This is a genomic window from Streptomyces sp. NPDC088785, assembly GCF_044750685.1.
Classification (GTDB): domain Bacteria; phylum Actinomycetota; class Actinomycetes; order Streptomycetales; family Streptomycetaceae; genus Streptomyces.
The window spans coordinates 1,132,244-1,150,279 of sequence record NZ_JBIVKH010000001.1; the positions used below are offsets into that span (position 1 = coordinate 1,132,244).

An 18,036-nucleotide genomic window follows, 5' to 3' on the forward strand; every position below is an offset into this window, starting at 1 on the left:
GGTCAGCGCGGTCCCAGCGTCCAGCGCGGGCCCTGCGGGCTGTCCTCGATGACGAGCCCGGACTGGCCGAGCCGGTCGCGGATGGCGTCGGCGGTGGCCCAGTCCTTGCGGGACCGGGCGGCCTCGCGCTGGTCGAGCACGAGCCGCACGAGGCTGTCGACGACGCCGTGGAGGTCCTCGCCCTGGCTCTGCTCCCCGGCCCACCGCGCGTCCAGCGGGTCGAGGCCGAGGACGCCGAGCATGGCCCGCACCTCGGCGAGCCGGGCGACGGCGGTCTCCTTGTCGTCGGCGGCCAGGGCGGAGTTCCCCTGCCGGACGGCGGTGTGCACGATGGCCAGCGCCTGGGGCACGCCCAGGTCGTCGTCCATCGCCTCGGCGAAGGCGGGCGGCACCTCGGCGGCCGGCGCGACCGTGCCGCCGGCCAGCTCGGTGACCCGCTGCACGAAGCCCTCGATGCGCGCGAACGCGGACTCGGCCTCGCGCAGCGCCTCCTCGCTGTACTCGATGGTCGAGCGGTAGTGCGGGGTGCCCAGGTAGTACCGGAGCACGATCGGCCGCCACTGCTTGACCATCTCGGAGACGAGGACGCTGTTGCCCAGCGACTTCGACATCTTCTCGCCGGCCATGGTGACCCAGTAGTTGTGCACCCAGTACTTCGCGAAGTCGTCGCCGAAGGCCTTGGCCTGCGCGATCTCGTTCTCGTGGTGCGGGAAGACCAGGTCGAGGCCGCCGCCGTGGATGTCGAAGGCGGGACCCAGGTACTTGTGGGCCATCGCCGAGCACTCCAGGTGCCAGCCGGGCCGGCCGCGGCCCCAGGGCGTCTCCCAGCTGGGCTCGCCCGGCTTGGTCGCCTTCCACATGGCGAAGTCGCGCGGGTCGCGCTTGCCGGTGACGCCCTCCTCGGACGGCTGGCGCAGCCCGTCCAGCTCCTGGTTCGACAGCTCCAGGTAGCCGGGGAAGGAGCGCACGTCGAAGTACACGTTCCCGTCGGCCTCGTAGGCGTGGCCGCGCTCGATGAGCCCGCGCATCATCTCGATCATCTCGGGGACGTGCCCGGTGGCCCGCGGCTCGTACGTCGGCGGCAGGCAGCCGAGCGCGTCGTAGGCGTCGTTGAACGCCCGCTCGTTCTCGTACCCGATCGACCACCACGGGCGGTTCTGCTCGGCCGCCTTCTTGATGATCTTGTCGTCGATGTCCGTCACGTTGCGGATGAACGTGACGTCGTAGCCGCGGTACGCGAACCAGCGGCGCATGATGTCGAAGTCGAGGCCCGACCTGATGTGCCCGATGTGCGGGGCCGCCTGCACGGTGGCGCCACAGAGGTAGATCGAGACACGGCCCGGTGTGAGCGGGATGAAGTCACGGATCTGCCGGGCGCTGGTGTCGTACAGGCGAATAGTCACGCTCCCAGGGTAGTAGCCCGCGGAGGGTGCCGTGCCCCGATGGGGGCGCGGGGACCACGCGAGCGGTCCCCGCCGGACGCGGGCCCCCAAAAGAGGCGGACCCGCGCGGGCGTCAGAGCCGCCCGACGACCTTCCGGGCCCTGACCCGGACCACGATCCGCTCCGCGTCGTCGCCCGACGACGTGTTGAACTCGGCGTACTTCTTGCCGGTGTACTTCACCGACAGCTCGTCGATGAGTTCCTGGCCGCCCTCGGTGGTGATGTCGGCGGTGCCGCGGATCTCCGCGTAGGCGTACGGGTTGTCGGCGGGCTGCACGAGGACCGTCACCCGCGGGTCGCGCCGCAGGTTCTTCTCCTTGCGGCGGCCGACCGTCGTGGAGAACAGCACGTCGTCGCCGTCGCGCTTGACCCACACCGGGGAGACCTGGGGGCTGCCGTCGGGCTGGATGGTGGCGACGGCGATGAAGACCGTGCTGTCGAGCAGTTCCTTGAGCTCGTCGGAGAGCTGGGCGGACATGGCTTCACTCCTTCTCGTATGACTGCGAACGCATACCCGATCCTGCGGCAACACACCGCGCGTGGCCGGTATTCGGGCGCTTTCGGCCGGGTGTCACCGCCCGCGCGCGCGGACCCCGCGCCCCTTCAGGACGCCCGGGGCCAGCGCCACCAGCGCGCCGACGCAGGCCAGGGCCGCCGCCGGGGCCAGGACCGCCCAGGGGGCGCGCTCCGCGTACGGGAGGTTCTCCGTCAGCAGGCGGCCCCACTCGGGGGCGGGCGGCCGGGCGCCCAGGCCGAGGAAGCCGAGGGAGGCCAGGGCGAGGGTGGTGGGGGCCAGCCGGAGGGCCGCGTGCTTGCTGACCGGGCCGCACACCCCGGGCAGCACGTGCCGGCGCAGGACGTGCGCGCGGCCCGCGCCCTGGGCGCGCGCGGCCTCGACGTGCCCCGACGCCCGTTCCGTCTCGGCCAGCGCCGCGGTGTGCGCGGCCAGCGGCGCCCAGCCGACCGCGGCGACGGCGACGGCCGCGCCGCCGGGACCCGCCCCGAACAGGCCGGTGACCAGCAGCCCGGCGAGGATCGCGGGCAGCGCGTTGGCGACCTCGGCCGGCCCCCTGGCCCAGCGGGTGAGCCCCAGCGCGAGGCCGGCGGCCCAGCAGGCGGCGCAGACGGCGGCGGCCGTGGCCAGGGTGCGCAGCGCGCCGTGCCCGAGCCGGGCCAGCACGTCGCGGCCGAGCGCGTCGGTGCCGAAGGGGTGCGCGGTGGACGGCGGGGCGAGCCGGGCGGTCAGCTCCACCTGGAGCGGGTCGCGGGTCAGGCCCCACCCGAGCACCCCGAGCAGCACGCAGCCGAGGGCCGCCGCCGCGTACGGGGCGCACCGGCCGCCCGCCCGCACCGGCGCGGCGCCCGGCAGCGCGCCCGCGCGCAGGGCGGGCCCGAGCAGCCGGCGCCGGACGACCTCGGCGGCGACGGCCGCGACCGTGCCGAGGGCGAGCAGCGCGAGCAGGCAGCCCTGGAGGAGCGGCAGGTCGAGGTCGAGCGCGGCGGCGACGGCGGTGCCGCCGAGCCCGGGGATCGCGAACACCGCCTCGACGGCCGCCGCCGCCCCGGTCAGGCCGACCACGGTCAGCCCGGCCTGCGGCAGCACCGCGGGCAGCGCGCGGCGCACGGCGTGCCCGGCGATGCGCGAGCGCGGCATGCCGTTCGCGCGGGCGGTGCGCACCCAGGGTTCGGCGAACGCGGCGGGCAGCGCGTCCTGCCCGAGCCGACCGAGGACGGCGCCCGCGGGCAGGCCGAGGGCGAGCGCGGGCAGCACGGCGGAGGCGGGCGAGGCCCAGCCCTGCGCCGGGAACCAGCCGAGCCGGACGGCGAACAGCGTCGCGAGGACGGAGGCGATCAGGAACTCGGGCAGCGCGGCGAGCACCCCGGCGGCCACCGCGTTCGGCGCCTCGGCCCGGCCGCGGCGCAGGGCGGGCAGGCAGACGGCCACCGCGACGAGGACGGCGACCGCCATCGCGTACGCCATCAGCGACACGGACACCCGGAAGGCGGCGGCGACGTCCGCGCCGACGTCGGCGCCCGTCACCCAGGACGTGCCCAGGTCCCCGTGCGCGAGGCCGCGCAGCCACTGCCCGAGGAAGGTGAAGGGGCCCTCGCCGAGCCCGAGCTGCTCGCGCACCTCGGCGAGCTGCCGGGGCGTCGTGGGCGCGTCCCCGTACCGCGCGTGCAGCACGGTCCGCGCCGGGTCGGTGCGGGTGAGCCGGGGCAGCAGCGCGGTGAGCGCGAGCAGTCCGCCCGCCGCGGCCACCCGTCCGGCGCCCGTCTTCAGGCCGGTCCGGTTCACGCGCGGGTCTCCAGGCCGACGAACTGCCGCTCGTAGGGGTCGAGGACGACGCCGCGCACCCCGGCGCCGACGCCCTGGAGGTGCTCCTCATGGACGATCGGCACGACGGCGTCGGTGCGCAGCACGGCGGCCTCGGCGGCGAGCACCGCGCGGTGCCGGGCCGCGCCCTCGCGGCCCGCGGCGGCGCGCACGGCGTCGTCGACGCGGGCGTCGCGCAGCCGGGAGATGTTGAAGCTGCCGCCGCTGGTGAAGTCGGAGGCGAGGTAGGAGACCGGGTCGCCGGTGTCGAGCGCGGTGGAGCGGGACATCAGGAACGCGTCGTAGGCGCCGTCGAGCGCCCCGGCCTCCAGGCGCGCGTAGTCCTTGACGACGAGCCGCACCCGGAACCCGGCCCGCTCCAGCTGCTGCGCGAGCGCGGCGCCGGCCTCGGGCAGCTCGGCGCGGTTGGTGTACGTGGCGAGGGTGAGCGCGCGCCCGCGCGGCGCGGTGGCCGCGGCCCGCCCGGTGACCGGCGGCCGGCGGCCGTCGGCCCAGGCGAAGCCGGGCCCGAGCAGTCCGTCGGCGCGCCGGGCGTATCCCTCGTAGACGCTGCCCGCCAGGGCGCCGATGTCGACGCCCGCGCGGACGGCGGCGCGCAGTCCGGGGTCGGCGAGCGGGCCGGTGCGGGTGTTGAGGTAGAGGGTGGTGGTGCGCACGGTGGGCACCCGCCGGGCCCGGCCGCCGAGCACCAGCGCCTGGGCGGCGGGCACGAACTCGGCGAGCTCGATCTGGCCCGAGCGCAGCGCGTTGGCGCGGGCGTTGTTGTCGGCGACGAAGGTGACGTCGAGGCCGCGCGCGGCGGCCCGGCCGCGCCAGTGCCCGTCGAACCGGTCGAGCGTCGCGGACACCGCCCCGCTCACCCGTGTCAGGGCGAACGGGCCGGTGGCGGTCCCGACCGGGTCGACGCTGCCGTCCGGCCGGTAGGCGGCGGGCGAGAGGACGGCGAGGGAGGGGTTGGCGAGGCGCGCGGGAAGCAGCGGATCGGGGTCCGCGGTGGTGATCCGCACGGTCCGCTCCCCGGCCGTCCGGGCGCTCAGCCGTACGTCGCTCAGGACGCGCGGGGTCACCGCCGCCCGCCCGGCCCGCGTGAGGGAGCGCACGACGGCGTCGGCGGTGACGTCGCGGCCGTCCTGGAACCGTGCGCGGCGCAGGGTGAACTCCCAGGTGGTGGCGGTGGTGCGGGTCCAGCGGGCGGCCAGCGCCGGGTGGATCGCGCCGTCGGCGTCCATCCGGGTGAGGCCGTCGACGACCGCGAGGCGGCTCAGCAGCAGCCCGTCGTCGCCGTACGGGGAGAGCCGCTGGGTGGGCGCGAAGGCGAGGTCGACGCCGAGCCGGCCGCCGCGCGCGGTGCCGGTGAACGACCCGCAGGCGGTGGTGAGGCCGAGCCCGGCCGCCGCGAGCAGCACGCCACGGCGGCGCATCAGCGGGCGGGCGCGGGGACGGCGGCGGGCAGCGGCAGCTCGAAGTGGACGATGCCCTGTCCGCCGCCGGGCAGTTCGCGTTCGTCGCAGACCTCGTGGGCGAGCGCCCGCCAGAACGGCTCGGCGCCGCTCACGGCCGGGTCGGTGTGCAGGTAGATCGCCTCGTAGCCGCCGGCCGCCGCGACGAACGCGGTCAGCTCGCGCACCAGGGCGCGGGCCAGGCCCTGCCGCCGGTGCGCGGGGCGGACGTAGACGCGGCACAGCTGGGCGGTGGTGCCGGACGGGAAGCGGTCGGCGACCCGGCGCGGGTTGGGCGGGGCGGCCGGACCGCGGTCCCGCACCCCGCCCGTGGCGACGATCTCGCCGCTGGGCAGGTGCTCGGCGACGAGGAGCGTGCGGCGGCGGGGGCGCAGGTAGTGGGCGGCCGGGTCGATGATGTCGGCGTGCCAGCGCGGCACGTAGCCGGACTTCAGGTCGCGGTACACGGTGTCCAGCATGACGGCGCGGGCCCCGTCCACGTCGCCGTCACCGGCCACGCGGAGCACATAGTCACCCATTGCCTGCCTTCACCCTGTCCGAGCCACGATCAACCTGCCCGAACATGCTAACTGCAAGCCATGCGCAATAAGCCCGCGGTGCGGGTCGCTCCGCAGGTCAGGGCCCGGTCCGCACCACCAGCGCCGTCGCCACCGCCATCAGGCCCTCGTCGCGGCCGGGGAAGCCGAGGCCGTCGGTGGTGGCGCCCGAGACGGACACCGGCGCACCGGCGGCCTCGGACAGCACCTTCTGCGCCTCGTCGCGCCGCTTGCCGATCTTCGGCCGGGGACCGACGACCTGCACCGCCACGTTCCCGATCTCGAAACCGGCCGCACGCACGATCCGCGCCGCCTCCGCGAGCAGCGTGCGCCCTCCGGCCCCCGCCCACTCGGGCCGCCCGGTCCCGAAGTGCTGCCCCAGGTCGCCGAGCCCGGCGGCCGAGAACAGCGCGTTGCAGGCCGCGTGGGCCACGACGTCCGCGTCGGAGTGCCCGGCGAGCCCGGGGCCCTCGTAGCCGGGCGCCTCCCACTTCAGCCCGGCGCACCACATCTCCCGCCCCTCCTCGAAGGCGTGGATGTCGGTCCCGATGCCGACCTGCGGCAGCGCGTACGGGAGAGCCCGCCGGTCAGAACCCATCGTTGGCCCTCCTGCGGGCGAGCACGGCCTCGGCGAGCACGAGGTCCAGCGGCCGGGTCACCTTGAACGCCTCCTCGTGCCCGGGCACGAGGACGACCTGGAGCCCGAGCCGCTCCACCATGCTGGCGTCGTCGGTCACGTCCTCGGTGACGGTCTCGTGCGCCTGTACGAGCGTGTCGTGGTCGAAGCCCTGCGGGGTCTGCACCGCGCGCAGCCTGGCCCGCGACGGGGTCGCGACGACCGGCTCGGGGCTGCCGTCGGTGGTCGGCACGACCTCCTTGACGGTGTCCGCGAGGGGCAGCGCGGGCACCACGGCCGGGGCGCCGTCCCGCACCGCCTCGATGACCGCGTCGACGGTGTCCACCGGCACCAGCGGGCGGGCCGCGTCGTGCACGAGGACGATGTCGATGCCGGCCGGCAGGGCGTCGAGGCCGCGCTTCACGGACTCCTGCCGGGACGCGCCGCCGGGCACGACGACGACGTCGGTGCGCTCGGGCAGCGCGTGGTCGGCGAGCAGGCTCTTCACCTCGGCCGCGCCGTCGGGCGGCGCCACGACCACGACGAGGGAGACGGAGCGGGACGCCGCCATGGCGCGCACGGCGTGCACCAGCATCGGGGTGCCGCTCAGTGCGCGCAGCGCCTTGGGGGTGCCCGGGCCGAGGCGTACACCCCGGCCGGCGGCCGGAATCACGGCCGCGGTGCGTGCGCGGGCGACAACGGGACGCGTTTCGTCAGACATCGGTTCCGTTCAGGTTTGTACGCTCGGGGGTGGTGGGTATGGCCACATCGTGCCGGGCGCGACGCCTTGACCGGACCCCTTCCGTGACACCGGATCGAGTCGGCTGACCTGGCACGTCGGGGACGGCAGGACACCTCACGACCGATCGGCCGGCATCTCGGGCGGGGCGGGCGGATACAAGCATGCCGCAGCGCCCGGCGACACCATCAGGGTCAGCGGGCACCACGGCATTGTTTCCGACGCGCTTATCCGGCGCTGCTGCGCGTCAGGACGCGAGAACCTCGTCGAGCAGGGCCTCGGCCTTGTCCTCGTTCGTGTTCTCCGCGAGAGCGAGCTCGCTCACCAGGATCTGGCGAGCCTTGGCGAGCATGCGCTTCTCACCTGCGGAGAGTCCGCGCTCACGCTCACGACGCCAGAGGTCACGTACGACCTCGGCGACCTTGATGACATCACCGGAGGCGAGCTTCTCCAGGTTTGCCTTGTAGCGGCGCGACCAGTTCGTGGGCTCCTCGGCGTACGGCGCGCGCAGTACCTCGAAGACCCGGTCCAGCCCGTCCTGACCGACCACATCACGCACGCCGACGAACTCCGCATTGTCCGCTGGCACACGTACCGTCAAGTCGCCCTGGGCGACCTTCAGCACCAAGTAGGTCTTGTCCACGCCTTTGATCTGGCGAGTTTCGATAGCCTCGATCAGCGCGGCCCCGTGATGGGGATAGACCACGGTGTCGCCAACCTTGAACGTCATGTGACAGGTACCCCTTCCGTGGCTATCCAGGGTAACACGGAAACGGCGGGTTCTGAATGGCGTTTTCGCAGGTCAGGGCATATCTCGGGGCTTGACAACAACAACAGGAACGTGCTGCGGAGGGGTCCGCGGGCGGAAGGGGAGCGGGGTATTCGCAGGTCGGAGCAGCTCTCCGGCGGAGGAGAATCCCGAACGCCACAGGCATCCGAACGGGCACCCAAAGGGTCGAACGTCCCGTTTTGTGAGGTTCGGGACGGGGCAGTTCCGCTACTCCGTTCGGACGCACCGCTCCCCGTTCGAGCAGATTCCAGAATTGATCACCGCGTTTCCCGGGCCCGGGTGATCGTTTTTCCGGGCCCCCGCATTCCTTACCGGAAATCCGTACCCGCGGCGGGTCCGCGCCCTATACGAATGATGAACACGGGGCCATTGGTGACGGTGGGGAACACGGGATGACCGGTGCGTACGCGCCCCCGGCGACGAGCCGTCGGCCGCTAGGGGCGGGTCGGGTGCGATGGCGTGAGAACGGCTCGGTAATCTAAGGCCGCTGACAGACCCTTAGGACGGCTTTACACACCCGTGGAGCCGTCTGCTCCGCCCACGTTCAAGGAGTAGCCGCCGCCGTGAGCAGCAGCCTTCGACGCGGCGCCCTCGCCGCCGCCGCCATCGCGTTCTCGATCGCCTCGCTCGCCGCGTGCGGTGCCGGCCACAACGCGCAGACGCTCGAGGTGAAGCCGGACAACGCCGCGACCTCGGTGGGTGACATCAAGGTGCAGAACGCCACCGTGATCACCCAGCCCGACCGCACCTCCAAGGGCCCGGCCGTCGTCACCGCCACCCTCTTCAACAACGGCACGACCGACCAGAAGCTCACGGCCATCACCGTCGACCAGGTCGGCAAGTCCGCGACCCTGAGCGGCCCCGACGGCGGCTCGGCCATCACGGTCCCGGCCGGCGGCTCCGTCGTCCTCGGCGGCAAGGGCAATGCCACCGCCGAGCTGCCCAACAGCCGCACCGCGGTCCTGGACGGCAACGCCCAGCCGATCACCTTCTCCTTCAGCAGGACCGGTGACGTGAAGCTGCGGGCGTTCGTGGTGCCGGCCGAGAGCTACTTCGAGAAGTGGGGCCCGAGCGAGGCGCCGCAGTCGCCGTCGCCGTCGGCCTCGGAGTCCTCGTCGCCGTCCTCCTCGGCGTCGGCCTCGGAATCGTCGTCGCCGTCCTCCTCCACCGGCGCCTCGGCGTCGACCTCCGAGTCCCCCGCGGGCCGCTGAGCCGCGAGGACCCGACGCGCGACGCCCCGGGGGCGGATCCCACAGCTGGGATCCGCCCCCGGGGCGTCGCGCGCTTCGCGTGCCGTGACCGGCCCCCGGCGGGCCTACGGCTCGAACTTGTAGCCGAGGCCGCGGACCGTGACCAGGTAGCGCGGGGCGCCCGGGTCCGGCTCGATCTTGGCGCGCAGCCGCTTCACGTGGACGTCGAGGGTCTTGGTGTCGCCCACGTAGTCGGCGCCCCAGACCCGGTCGATGAGCTGCATGCGGGTCAGCACCCGGCCCGCGTTGCGCAGCAGCATCTCGAGCAGGTCGAACTCCTTCAGCGGGAGGTCGACCTTGGAGCCGGAGACGGTGACCACGTGCCGGTCGACGTCCATCCGCACCGGGCCGGCCTCCAGGGCCTGCGGAGCGACCTCCTCGGGCTCGCCGCGGCGGCGCAGCACGGCCCGGATGCGGGCGACCAGCTCGCGCGAGGAGAACGGCTTGGTGACGTAGTCGTCCGCTCCTATTTCGAGCCCGACGACCTTGTCGATCTCGCTGTCCTTGGCGGTCACCATGATCACCGGGACGTTGGAGCGGCCGCGCAGCTGACGGCAGACCTCCGTGCCGGGCAGGCCCGGCAGCATCAGGTCGAGCAGGACGAGGTCGGCGCCGTTGCGCTCGAACTCGTCGAGTCCGTCGGGCCCGGTGGCCGCGATGGCGACCTCGAAACCCTCCTTGCGGAGCATGTAGGACAGGGCGTCGGAGAAGGACTCCTCGTCCTCTACGACGAGCACTCGGGTCACGGAAGGACCTCCGGGGCGGCAGGGATGGATTCGTATGCGGTGGTGCGGTCGGGCCCGTGTGCGTCGTCTTCGTCGCGTACGTCTCCGGGGCCGGGGGCAGCGGTGTCGGGGTGGGGACTGCGGACCGTGGCCGCCTCGGGCAGCCGCAGCGTGAAGGTGGAGCCCTGTCCCTCGGAGCTCCACACGGTGACCTCGCCGCCGTGGGAGGCGGCCACGTGCTTGACGATGGCGAGGCCGAGGCCCGTGCCGCCCGTCGCGCGCGAGCGGGCCGGGTCGACCCGGTAGAAGCGCTCGAAGATGCGCTCCTTGTCCTTGTCGGAGATGCCGATGCCCTGGTCGGTGACGGCTATCTCGATCAGGTCGCCGCCGGGCGCGGTCACCCGGCGGGCGGCTATGCCGACGCGGGTGCGGGCGGGCGAGTAGTTGACCGCGTTCTCCACGAGATTGCCCAGGGCGGCCGCGAGCTGCCCGCGGTTGCCCCAGATGCGGACGTCGGCGGTGCCGCCGGCGGCCATGGTGATCTGCTTGGTGGCGGCGGGCTGGCGGCAGCGGTCGATGGCCTCGGCGACCAGCTCGTCCACGCGGACCGGCTCGGCGTCCTCCAGCGGGTCGTCGTTCTGCACCCGGGAGAGGTCGATCAGCTCCTGCACGAGGTTGGTCAGCCGGGTCGCCTCGATCTGCATGCGGCCGGCGAAGCGCTCGACGGCCTCGGGGTCGTCGGAGGCGTCCATGACGGCCTCGGAGAGCAGGGAGAGGGCGCCGACGGGCGTCTTGAGCTCGTGGCTGACGTTGGCGACGAAGTCGCGGCGGACCGCCTCGATGCGGCGGGCCTCGGTCAGGTCCTCGACGAGCAGGAGCACCAGGCGGGAGCCGAGCGGGGCCACCCGCGCGGAGACGGCGAGGGCTTCGCCGCGGCCGGTGCCCCGGCGCGGCAGGTCCAGCTCGACCTGGCGTATCTCGCCGTCGCGCCGGGTGTCCCTGGCCATTAGGAGCATCGGCTCCACGGCGAGCTTCCCGCCGCGTACGAGACCGAGCGCGTACGCCGCCGAGCTGGCCTTGACCACGCTGTCCGCCTCGTCGAGGACGACGGCGGAGGAGCGCAGCACGGACAGGACCGTGTCCACGCCGGGTGGCAGGGCGGGGTCGGTGTGCAGTGAGGTGCGGGTGGGGCGCTTCTGGTCGCGTTCGCTCCAGCGGAACGCCAGCGTCGCGATCGCCCCGGTGCACACTCCGGCGATCGCTGAGGCTGCGGCGACCGCCGCGTTCACGTCCATGTCTCCAGGTTATGCGGGCGGAGCCGGTCCTCCACAGCCGTCCGGGTGGACGCTCGAACACTCGTCGCCCAGAGTTCACCTTCAGTACGGAGGTGATTCATTTCAGATGCCGGATCCGGACGCGTACGGCACGGAACGTGGGAGCGTGGGGCCGACCCGGTCCCCACGGACACCATCCTTGAGAGAGGGCACGTCGTATGCGTGACGCGTACCACGAGGAACTTGACTCGATCGGCGAGGGCCTGGTCGAGATGGCCCGCCTTGTCGGGTCGGCGATCGGGCGCGCCACCACGGCCATGCTCGACGCCGATCTGAAGCTCGCCGAGACCGTGATCGCCGCCGACCAGAGGGTGGACGATCTACAGCACGAGCTGGAGGCGCGGGCCATAGCCCTGCTGGCGCGGCAGCAGCCGGTGGCCACCGATCTGCGGATCGTGGTCACCTCGCTGCGGATGAGTGCCGACCTGGAGCGCAGCGGGGACCTGGCCCAGCACGTGGCCAAGCTGGCCCGGCTGCGCTTCCCCGAGCGGGCGGTCCCGCACGACCTGCACGCGACCATCCTGGAGATGGGCCAGCTCGCGCAGCGCCTGATGGCGAAGGCGGCCGAGGTGATCATCACCAAGGACGTCGATCTGGCGATGCAGCTGGAGCAGGACGACGACGAGATGGACCTGCTGCACCGCACGCTCTTCCAGCACCTGCTGGACGAGAAGTGGCAGCACGGCATCGAGACGGCCGTCGACGTGACGCTGCTCGGCCGGTACTACGAGCGGTACGCCGACCACGCCGTGGCGGTCGCCAAGCGCGTCGTCTACCTGGTGACGGGTGAGCACGCCGACGACGTGCAGGCGGCGGCCGCGGCGGGCGAGAGCGCCTGACCGGCTCCGCTCCGGCTCCCCGCACGAGGGCCCCGCGTCCCGCCCGGGACGCGGGGCCCTCGCCCGTCAGTGGTCGGCGGGCGGCGTTTCGCGTGCGGCGGCGTGCGGCGGTCAGCCGGAGCAGCCGCCGCACTGGCACGGCGCGCCGGACTGGCAGCCGCAGCCGCAGCCGGACCCGCAGCCGCACGCGCCGAGCAGCACCGGCTGCGGAACGGGACGGCGCACTTCGACGTGTGCCTCGGGGGTCTGGTCGGGCCTCGGGGACTCAGCGGCCATGGTTCCCTCCTCGATGGACCTGCATGGGACCTGCATGGGACCTGCGCGGGCCTCCGTACGGACGGCCTCCCCCATTGCATGCCCACCCGGGCGGGCGCATCAACGGCGCACATGTGCGCGCACCCGTACCCCTGCGAGGGAGGGCGGCGCGGGCCCTCCGGGGGCGCGGTACGGGGCGCGGTACGGGGGTGCCGGGTCGCGCGGGCGGTCCCGGGCCGGTTGTCAGTGCCGGGTGCCACAGTGGCGGACATGACCGAGACTGCCACGAGACCGCTGCTGCTGACCGACATCGAGCGTGCCGTGCGGGCGAGTTGGGACGCCGACACGTGCACGCCCGAGTACCGCGCGCGCTGGACGGGCGAGAATCCCGCGCGGGACCAGTGCGGGGTGACCGCGCTGGTGCTCAACGACCTGCTGGGCGGCGACCTGCTGCGCGGCGAGGTCCTCGTCGAGGGCGCGCGGGTCGACTTCCACTGGTGGAACAGACTGGGCGACGGCCTCGAAGTGGACCTGACCCGGGAGCAGTTCGCCCCGCACGAGATCGTCACGCCCGGGACGGTGATCCCGCGCCCGCCCACCTCCGAGCTGCGCAGACTCCGTGAGGAGTACGAGCTGCTGCGCGGCCGCGTGCTCGACCGCCTCGCCACCGCCCCGGGAGCCGCTCGGTAGGCCGTTCGTCGGCGCCGCGGCTCAGTCCTGGCCGCGCAGGTACGCGATGCCGGTGTCCAGCGCGGCCCTGAGGTGCGTGGAGTCCCCGGTGGACATCATGATCGTCACGCCGCCCTGGATCCCGGCGAGCAGCGCGCCGGCCGTGCGGTCCGCGTCGAGGGAGGCCCGCACCAGGCCCCGCTCCTGGACGGCGCGGACGCCGCGGGCCAGTTCGGCCTGCCACTGCCGCATCAGCTCCGTGACGATCGCCCGCGCGCCCGGCCCCGACCGCCCGACCTGGAGGAACAGCGCACCCAACGGGCAGTGGTCGCCCTGGAGTTCGTACCTCTCCACGACCACGTCCCGCCATGCCCGCCAGGACTCCCAGGAGTCGAGGCGGCCCAGGTGCGGCTGCTGGTCCTCGATGACCCGCCCGGCCTCGAACCGGGCGACGGCGAGCAGCAGTTCGTCCTTCCCGTCCGGGAAGTAGTGGAAGAGCTGGCTCTTGCTGGTGCCGGTGCGGGCGCGGATGTCGTCGAGCGTCGTCACGGAGACTCCCTGCTCGCGCAGCACCTCCGCGGCGCCCTCGACGATCCGCGCCCGGGTGGCACGCCCCTTGGCGGTCAACGTCTCGGCCACGCTCGTCGCCTCCTTCTTCGCACTCCCACGCTTTGGACTTGCCGGTCCATTTTACCCGGAGCACGCTGGTCATCGTCATCACGTCGGTGCAGGCCGTCGGCGCAGGCCGTCGGCGCACGAAGCACGGCGCGACGCCGAATGACGACACATGACGACGCATGACGACGGATCGCGACTCCAGGGAGAGCTAGCCATGAGTGTGGGACGACTGAACGGCAGGACGGCGCTGGTCACGGGCTCGACGAGCAACATCGGCCGGGCCATCGCCGAGGTGTTCGCCGCGGAGGGCGCCCATGTCGTCGTCTCCGGGCGGGACGCCGGCCGGGGCGCCGCCGTCGTCGACGGCATCCGGGCGGCGGGCGGCCGGGCGGACTTCGTGGCGGCGGACCTGGACGGCTCCCCGCGCGCCTCCCGCGACCTGGCCGACCGGGCCACCGCGGCCCTGGGCGGCCGCATCGACATCCTGGTCAACAACGCCGGCGTCTACCCGGCGCCCGGCACGCCCGACACCACCGAGGAGACCTTCGACCGGGTCTACGGGGTGAATGTGAAGGCCCCCTTCTTCCTGACCGCCACGGTGGCCCCGGCCATGGCGGCCGCGGGCGGCGGCACGATCATCAACCTCGGCTCGTGGATCACGCGCCTCGCCGTTCCGCTCGGCGCCCTCTACAGCTCGACGAAGGGCGCCATGGAGACCCTGACGCGCGCCTGGTCCGCCGAGTTCGGCCCGCAGGGCGTCCGCGTCAACGCCGTCTCCCCCGGCGTCGTCCTCCCGCCCTCCCCCGAGGGCACCGAGCCGCACCCCGGCGAGGCGATGATGCACGGCACCCCGGCGGGCACGGTCGGCTCGCCGGAGGCGATCGCGCACGCGGCTCTCTGGCTGGCGAGCGACGAGGCGTCCTTCGTGCACGGCACGGTGGTGGACGTGGACGGCGGCCGGACCGGGGTGGCGGTGATCACGGCGTAACGAACACCCGGCCCCTCCGGGGGGCGGCTCTCCACAGCCGCGTACACCGGGTGGAGTTCCTGCGCCACCCGCACCCCGAACGAGAGGACCTCACGGTCCGGGGCATCAGGATCGGCGGTCAGTCGCCCTGGAACCACAGGCAGCTGCCCGGGGTACCGGCGCACGCCGCCAGCGCTGCCGCGAGATCGTCCACGGCGGCGCGCTGGTGTTCGTCGGCGCAGAGTCCGCGCAGCCCGGGGATCTCATCGAGGGCGACGGCGGCCTCCTGCTCGTTCATCAGGGCATCCCCGTACGGATCCACGGCGGCCAGCCGCCCACCGGCTCCGAGCAGCCGCAGCGAGTCGATCACATCGGCCAGCGCGTCCCCGTGCCCGGACGAACCCCGCAGCAGCGTCCCCCGGGACGCGCCCCAACCACGCGCCGGCCGCGCCGCGTGCACCTCCACATCGAGTCCCACACCTTCATGATGTCCACCCCACCCCGTTCCCAAGCTGAGGCGCTTCGTCGTGTGCCGTAGCGGGATTTGGGCGTCTGACCTGCGGGAGAGCGGCCTGACGGCCCTCAGCGGGGACGGTCCGTCGCCCCGTGTTCCCGTGGCTCCCCGCCCAACCCGCCACGGCTCTGGCACGGAGGTGGACGGACCGCCCGCGATTCGGGGTCACTCGCAGAACCGACACGGTCGGTGAGGCACCCGTTGGGCTCCAGCGGGAGGAGCGCGCGCTCATCTCCCCAGTCATCCAGAGTCATCCAGAGTCATCCAGCCTGAGTCTGACCTGGCAGTTGTGCTCCGCGTGAGCGACCACGCCGCCCGTGATCGCAGACCCCAGAGGGGGAGGGACGGTTCCGGGCGGTGCCCTCACGATTTCTGCCGGCCCCACAGCGTCCGGCACCCCGTCGATCTCCACGAACACCCCGAAGGGCTGTCGGCCGATGACCTTGCCGGTCACGACGGCACCGACTGGCAGCGCGGTCACGGTCGCCGGCCAGGCTCGTCGTACGTCCCCGGGCGTCGGATCTCCCACGCCGTTCGGCCACGCGTACTCCGTCATGGAGTGCATCGTGCCAGCCGCTTCAACCCACGATTTAGCCGCACGCTCTCCACGTCTGTTGCTGCCGAGCGGGGCCGTATCCGCGTCCGCCGATGGACCCGACGCACCTGACGGCCCAGAGAACGGCCCGTAGGCAGCGAGAAGCCCCCTACCAGCAGGCAACCCGCAGGCAGGGGGCTCAGAGCGTCGGGCCTACTTCTTCTTGCCCTGGTTCTTCACAGCCTCGATCGCCGCCGCTGCCGCGTCCGGGTCCAGGTACGTGCCGCCCTGCTTCAAGGGCTTGAAGTCGGCGTCCAGTTCGTAGGACAGCGGGATGCCCGTCGGGATGTTCAGGCCCGCGATGTCGGCGTCCGAGATGCCGTCCAGGTGCTTGACCAGGGCGCGCAGCGAGTTGCCGTGGGCGGCCACCAGGACCGTCCGGCCCGTCAGCAGGTCGGGGACGATGCCGTCGAACCAGTACGGGAGCATGCGGACGACGACGTCCTTGAGGCACTCGGTGCGCGGGCGCAGCTCGGGCGGGAGCGTCGCGTAGCGCGGGTCGTCGAACTGGGAGTACTCGGCGTCGTTGTCGAGCGCCGGCGGCGGGGTGTCGTACGAGCGGCGCCACAGCATGAACTGCTCCTCGCCGAACTCGGCGAGCGTCTGCGCCTTGTCCTTGCCCTGGAGGGCGCCGTAGTGGCGCTCGTTCAGGCGCCACGAACGGTGGACGGGGATCCAGTGGCGGTCCGCGGACTCCAGCGCGAGCTGAGCCGTGCGGATCGCGCGCTTCTGGAGCGAGGTGTGCACCACGTCGGGGAGCAGGCCGGCGTCCTTGAGCAGCTCACCGCCGCGGACCGCCTCCTTCTCGCCCTTCTCGTTCAGGTTGACGTCCACCCATCCGGTGAACAGGTTCTTCGCGTTCCACTCGCTCTCGCCGTGGCGGAGGAGGATCAGCTTGTACGGTGCGTCGGCCATGGAGCCGAGCCTAATCGACGGTTCCGGCCCGCGCCGATTGACGGTCCCCGTCAATTGGGTGGCCCCTGCCGCTACCCGGCACGTAAGTTGTGTAAACCTTCATCACCGCTTACTTCGGCCCCGGGGGATGCACCCATGTCAGTCGTCGCGCTCAGACGTGCCTCCACGGAGGCGGTCGCCGGGCTCCCCCGCGCATTCTGGTGGCTGTGGACCAGCACCCTGGTGAACCGGCTCGGCGGCTTCGTCCTCACCTTCCTCGCCCTCTACCTGACCGCCGCGCGCGGGTTCTCGGCCGCGTACGCCGGTCTGGTCGCCTCGCTCATCGGGGCGGGCGGTGTCATCGCGTCCATGCTCGGCGGCGTGCTCGCCGACCGGCTCGGGCGGCGGCCCACCCTGCTCGGCGCGCAGCTCGCGACCGCCGCCACGGTCGCCGTCCTCGCCTTCGTGCGCGACCCGGTCGCCATCGCGGTCACCGGCTTCGCCCTCGGCCTCGCCTCGAACGCCTCGCGGCCCGCGATCCAGGCGATGATGGCCGACATCGTGCCGCCGCACGACCGCGTCCGCGCCTTCTCCCTCAACTACTGGGCGATCAACCTGGGCTTCGCGATCTCGTCGGTCTACGCCGGGTTCCTGGTCGCCCAGAGCTACACGTTCGGCTTCCTCGTCGAGGCCGGCATGACACTGGCCTGCGCCTGCGTCGTCTTCGTGAAGGTGAAGGAGTCGCGTCCCGAACCGGGCCCGCGGATCTCGGCGGCGCCCGCCGTCACCATGGGCACGGTGCTGCGCGACGGCCGGTTCATGCTCATGGTCGGGCTGTCGTTCCTGGTCGCGGTCGTCTTCACGCAGAGCTCGGTGGGCCTGCCGATCGTGATGGGCGAGAACGGGCTGAGCAGCTCCGACGTCGGTCTCGTCGCCGCCGTGAACGGCCTGGTGATCGTCGCCCTCCAGATCCCGCTGACCCGCTTCATCCAGCGCCGCGACCCGGGCCGGCTGCTCGCGGTGTCCTCGCTCCTCATCGGCTACGGCTTCGCGCTGACCGCCTTCGCCGGGTCGCTGACCGCGTACGCGCTGACCGTGGTGGTGTGGACGCTCGGCGAGATGGTCAACGCCCCGACCCAGTCGGGGCTCGTGGCCCGGCTCGCGCCCGCCGAGGGCCGCGGCCGCTACCAGGGCGTGTACACGATGTCCTGGTCCGCCGCCGCTCTCGTCGCGCCGCTGGCCGGCGGCTGGGTGCTCGACTCGGCCGGCGCGGGGTGGCTGTGGGCGGGGTGCGCCGCGCTCGGCACGGTCACCGCGGGCGGGTACTGGGCGCTGATGCGCGGCCTCCACACGGAGGGGCCCGCCCCGCAGAAGTCCGTCCCGGAGCGGACCTCGGAGCGGACCCCGGAGAGCACCCCACAGAGCACCCCGGAGAACGCCCCTGCGTGAAGCGGC

20 protein-coding genes are annotated in these 18,036 nt (G+C 73.3%); 5 read left to right on the forward strand and 15 right to left on the reverse strand.

Annotated features, from left to right (window positions below):
* Positions 1–2: 2 nt before the first annotated feature.
* The 8 genes from cysS to ACIP5K_RS05200 form a co-directional block, all read right to left on the reverse strand.
* Positions 3–1,403, reverse strand: coding sequence for a cysteine--tRNA ligase (gene cysS, locus ACIP5K_RS05165; RefSeq protein WP_401405025.1), 1,401 nt, complete (start codon positions 1,401–1,403; stop codon positions 3–5).
* Positions 1,404–1,515: 112 nt separating this feature from the next.
* Complete coding sequence (locus ACIP5K_RS05170; protein ID WP_401405026.1) at positions 1,516–1,920, reverse strand: PPOX class F420-dependent oxidoreductase; 405 nt, start codon at positions 1,918–1,920, stop codon at positions 1,516–1,518.
* Positions 1,921–2,013: 93 nt separating this feature from the next.
* Entirely contained in the window at positions 2,014–3,741 is a 1,728-nt protein-coding gene (locus ACIP5K_RS05175; RefSeq protein ID WP_401405028.1) for an ABC transporter permease subunit, read from the reverse strand.
* Positions 3,738–5,201, reverse strand: coding sequence for an ABC transporter substrate-binding protein (locus ACIP5K_RS05180; RefSeq protein WP_401405029.1), 1,464 nt, complete (start codon positions 5,199–5,201; stop codon positions 3,738–3,740). The genes ACIP5K_RS05175 and ACIP5K_RS05180 overlap by 4 nt, the downstream gene beginning before the upstream one ends.
* The gene (locus tag ACIP5K_RS05185; RefSeq protein WP_401405031.1) at positions 5,201–5,758 is read right to left on the reverse strand and encodes a GNAT family N-acetyltransferase; all 558 of its coding nucleotides are present in this window, start codon (positions 5,756–5,758) and stop codon (positions 5,201–5,203) included. Before ACIP5K_RS05185 ends, ACIP5K_RS05180 begins: the two co-directional genes overlap by 1 nt.
* 97 nt (positions 5,759–5,855) lie before the next feature.
* Positions 5,856–6,374 carry a 2-C-methyl-D-erythritol 2,4-cyclodiphosphate synthase gene (ispF, locus tag ACIP5K_RS05190; RefSeq protein ID WP_401405033.1) on the reverse strand — a complete coding sequence of 173 codons (519 nt, stop codon included), beginning with the start codon at positions 6,372–6,374 and terminating at the stop codon, positions 5,856–5,858.
* Positions 6,364–7,113: a 2-C-methyl-D-erythritol 4-phosphate cytidylyltransferase gene (ispD, locus tag ACIP5K_RS05195; RefSeq protein WP_401405035.1), complete on the reverse strand. Its 750-nt coding sequence runs from the start codon at positions 7,111–7,113 to the stop codon at positions 6,364–6,366. Before ispD ends, ispF begins: the two co-directional genes overlap by 11 nt.
* A 265-nt stretch (positions 7,114–7,378) precedes the next feature.
* On the reverse strand, positions 7,379–7,861 hold the full coding sequence (locus ACIP5K_RS05200; RefSeq protein WP_003953493.1) for a CarD family transcriptional regulator: 483 nt from the start codon (positions 7,859–7,861) through the stop codon (positions 7,379–7,381).
* 623 nt (positions 7,862–8,484) lie between these two features.
* Between ACIP5K_RS05200 and ACIP5K_RS05205 the strand changes: the two genes are divergently transcribed.
* Positions 8,485–9,132, forward strand: a complete 648-nt coding sequence (locus ACIP5K_RS05205; protein WP_401405037.1) for a DUF461 domain-containing protein — start codon at positions 8,485–8,487, stop codon at positions 9,130–9,132.
* A gap of 104 nt (positions 9,133–9,236) precedes the next feature.
* Here the strand turns inward: ACIP5K_RS05205 and ACIP5K_RS05210 are convergent, their stop codons facing one another.
* Both ACIP5K_RS05210 and ACIP5K_RS05215 read right to left on the reverse strand, forming a co-directional pair.
* Entirely contained in the window at positions 9,237–9,917 is a 681-nt protein-coding gene (locus ACIP5K_RS05210; protein WP_018527980.1) for a response regulator transcription factor, read from the reverse strand.
* Positions 9,914–11,191, reverse strand: a complete 1,278-nt coding sequence (locus ACIP5K_RS05215; protein ID WP_401405039.1) for a sensor histidine kinase — start codon at positions 11,189–11,191, stop codon at positions 9,914–9,916. The genes ACIP5K_RS05210 and ACIP5K_RS05215 overlap by 4 nt, the downstream gene beginning before the upstream one ends.
* Before the next feature lie 197 nt (positions 11,192–11,388).
* On the opposite strand from ACIP5K_RS05215, the gene phoU reads away from it, so the two are divergent.
* Positions 11,389–12,069 (forward strand): phosphate signaling complex protein PhoU, encoded by a 681-nt coding sequence (gene phoU, locus ACIP5K_RS05220; RefSeq protein ID WP_401405041.1) that lies wholly within the window; start codon positions 11,389–11,391, stop codon positions 12,067–12,069.
* A 111-nt stretch (positions 12,070–12,180) separates the two neighbouring features.
* Here the strand turns inward: phoU and ACIP5K_RS05225 are convergent, their stop codons facing one another.
* Positions 12,181–12,345 carry a hypothetical protein gene (locus ACIP5K_RS05225; RefSeq protein ID WP_401405042.1) on the reverse strand — a complete coding sequence of 55 codons (165 nt, stop codon included), beginning with the start codon at positions 12,343–12,345 and terminating at the stop codon, positions 12,181–12,183.
* Positions 12,346–12,594: 249 nt separating this feature from the next.
* On the opposite strand from ACIP5K_RS05225, the gene ACIP5K_RS05230 reads away from it, so the two are divergent.
* Complete coding sequence (locus ACIP5K_RS05230) at positions 12,595–13,014, forward strand: hypothetical protein (protein ID WP_401405044.1); 420 nt, start codon at positions 12,595–12,597, stop codon at positions 13,012–13,014.
* Positions 13,015–13,035: 21 nt separating this feature from the next.
* Here ACIP5K_RS05230 and ACIP5K_RS05235 read toward each other — a convergent pair whose 3' ends face one another.
* Complete coding sequence (locus tag ACIP5K_RS05235; RefSeq protein ID WP_401405045.1) at positions 13,036–13,632, reverse strand: TetR/AcrR family transcriptional regulator; 597 nt, start codon at positions 13,630–13,632, stop codon at positions 13,036–13,038.
* Positions 13,633–13,825: 193 nt separating this feature from the next.
* Here ACIP5K_RS05235 and ACIP5K_RS05240 point away from each other — a divergent pair, with 193 nt between their 5' ends.
* The gene (locus tag ACIP5K_RS05240) at positions 13,826–14,599 is read left to right on the forward strand and encodes an SDR family NAD(P)-dependent oxidoreductase (RefSeq protein ID WP_401405047.1); all 774 of its coding nucleotides are present in this window, start codon (positions 13,826–13,828) and stop codon (positions 14,597–14,599) included.
* Positions 14,600–14,717: 118 nt separating this feature from the next.
* On the opposite strand, the gene ACIP5K_RS05245 is transcribed toward ACIP5K_RS05240, so the two are convergent.
* The 3 genes from ACIP5K_RS05245 to ACIP5K_RS05255 all read right to left on the reverse strand — a co-directional run bounded on the left by ACIP5K_RS05245 (position 14,718) and on the right by ACIP5K_RS05255 (position 16,602).
* The gene (locus tag ACIP5K_RS05245) at positions 14,718–15,056 is read right to left on the reverse strand and encodes a hypothetical protein (RefSeq protein WP_401405048.1); all 339 of its coding nucleotides are present in this window, start codon (positions 15,054–15,056) and stop codon (positions 14,718–14,720) included.
* A 286-nt stretch (positions 15,057–15,342) separates the two neighbouring features.
* Positions 15,343–15,648, reverse strand: coding sequence for a hypothetical protein (locus ACIP5K_RS05250; protein WP_401405050.1), 306 nt, complete (start codon positions 15,646–15,648; stop codon positions 15,343–15,345).
* A 192-nt stretch (positions 15,649–15,840) separates the two neighbouring features.
* Positions 15,841–16,602, reverse strand: coding sequence for a phosphoglyceromutase (locus ACIP5K_RS05255; RefSeq protein WP_401405051.1), 762 nt, complete (start codon positions 16,600–16,602; stop codon positions 15,841–15,843).
* 135 nt (positions 16,603–16,737) lie between these two features.
* On the opposite strand from ACIP5K_RS05255, the gene ACIP5K_RS05260 reads away from it, so the two are divergent.
* Complete coding sequence (locus ACIP5K_RS05260) at positions 16,738–18,030, forward strand: MDR family MFS transporter (RefSeq protein ID WP_401405053.1); 1,293 nt, start codon at positions 16,738–16,740, stop codon at positions 18,028–18,030.
* The last annotated feature ends 6 nt before the right edge of the window (positions 18,031–18,036 follow it).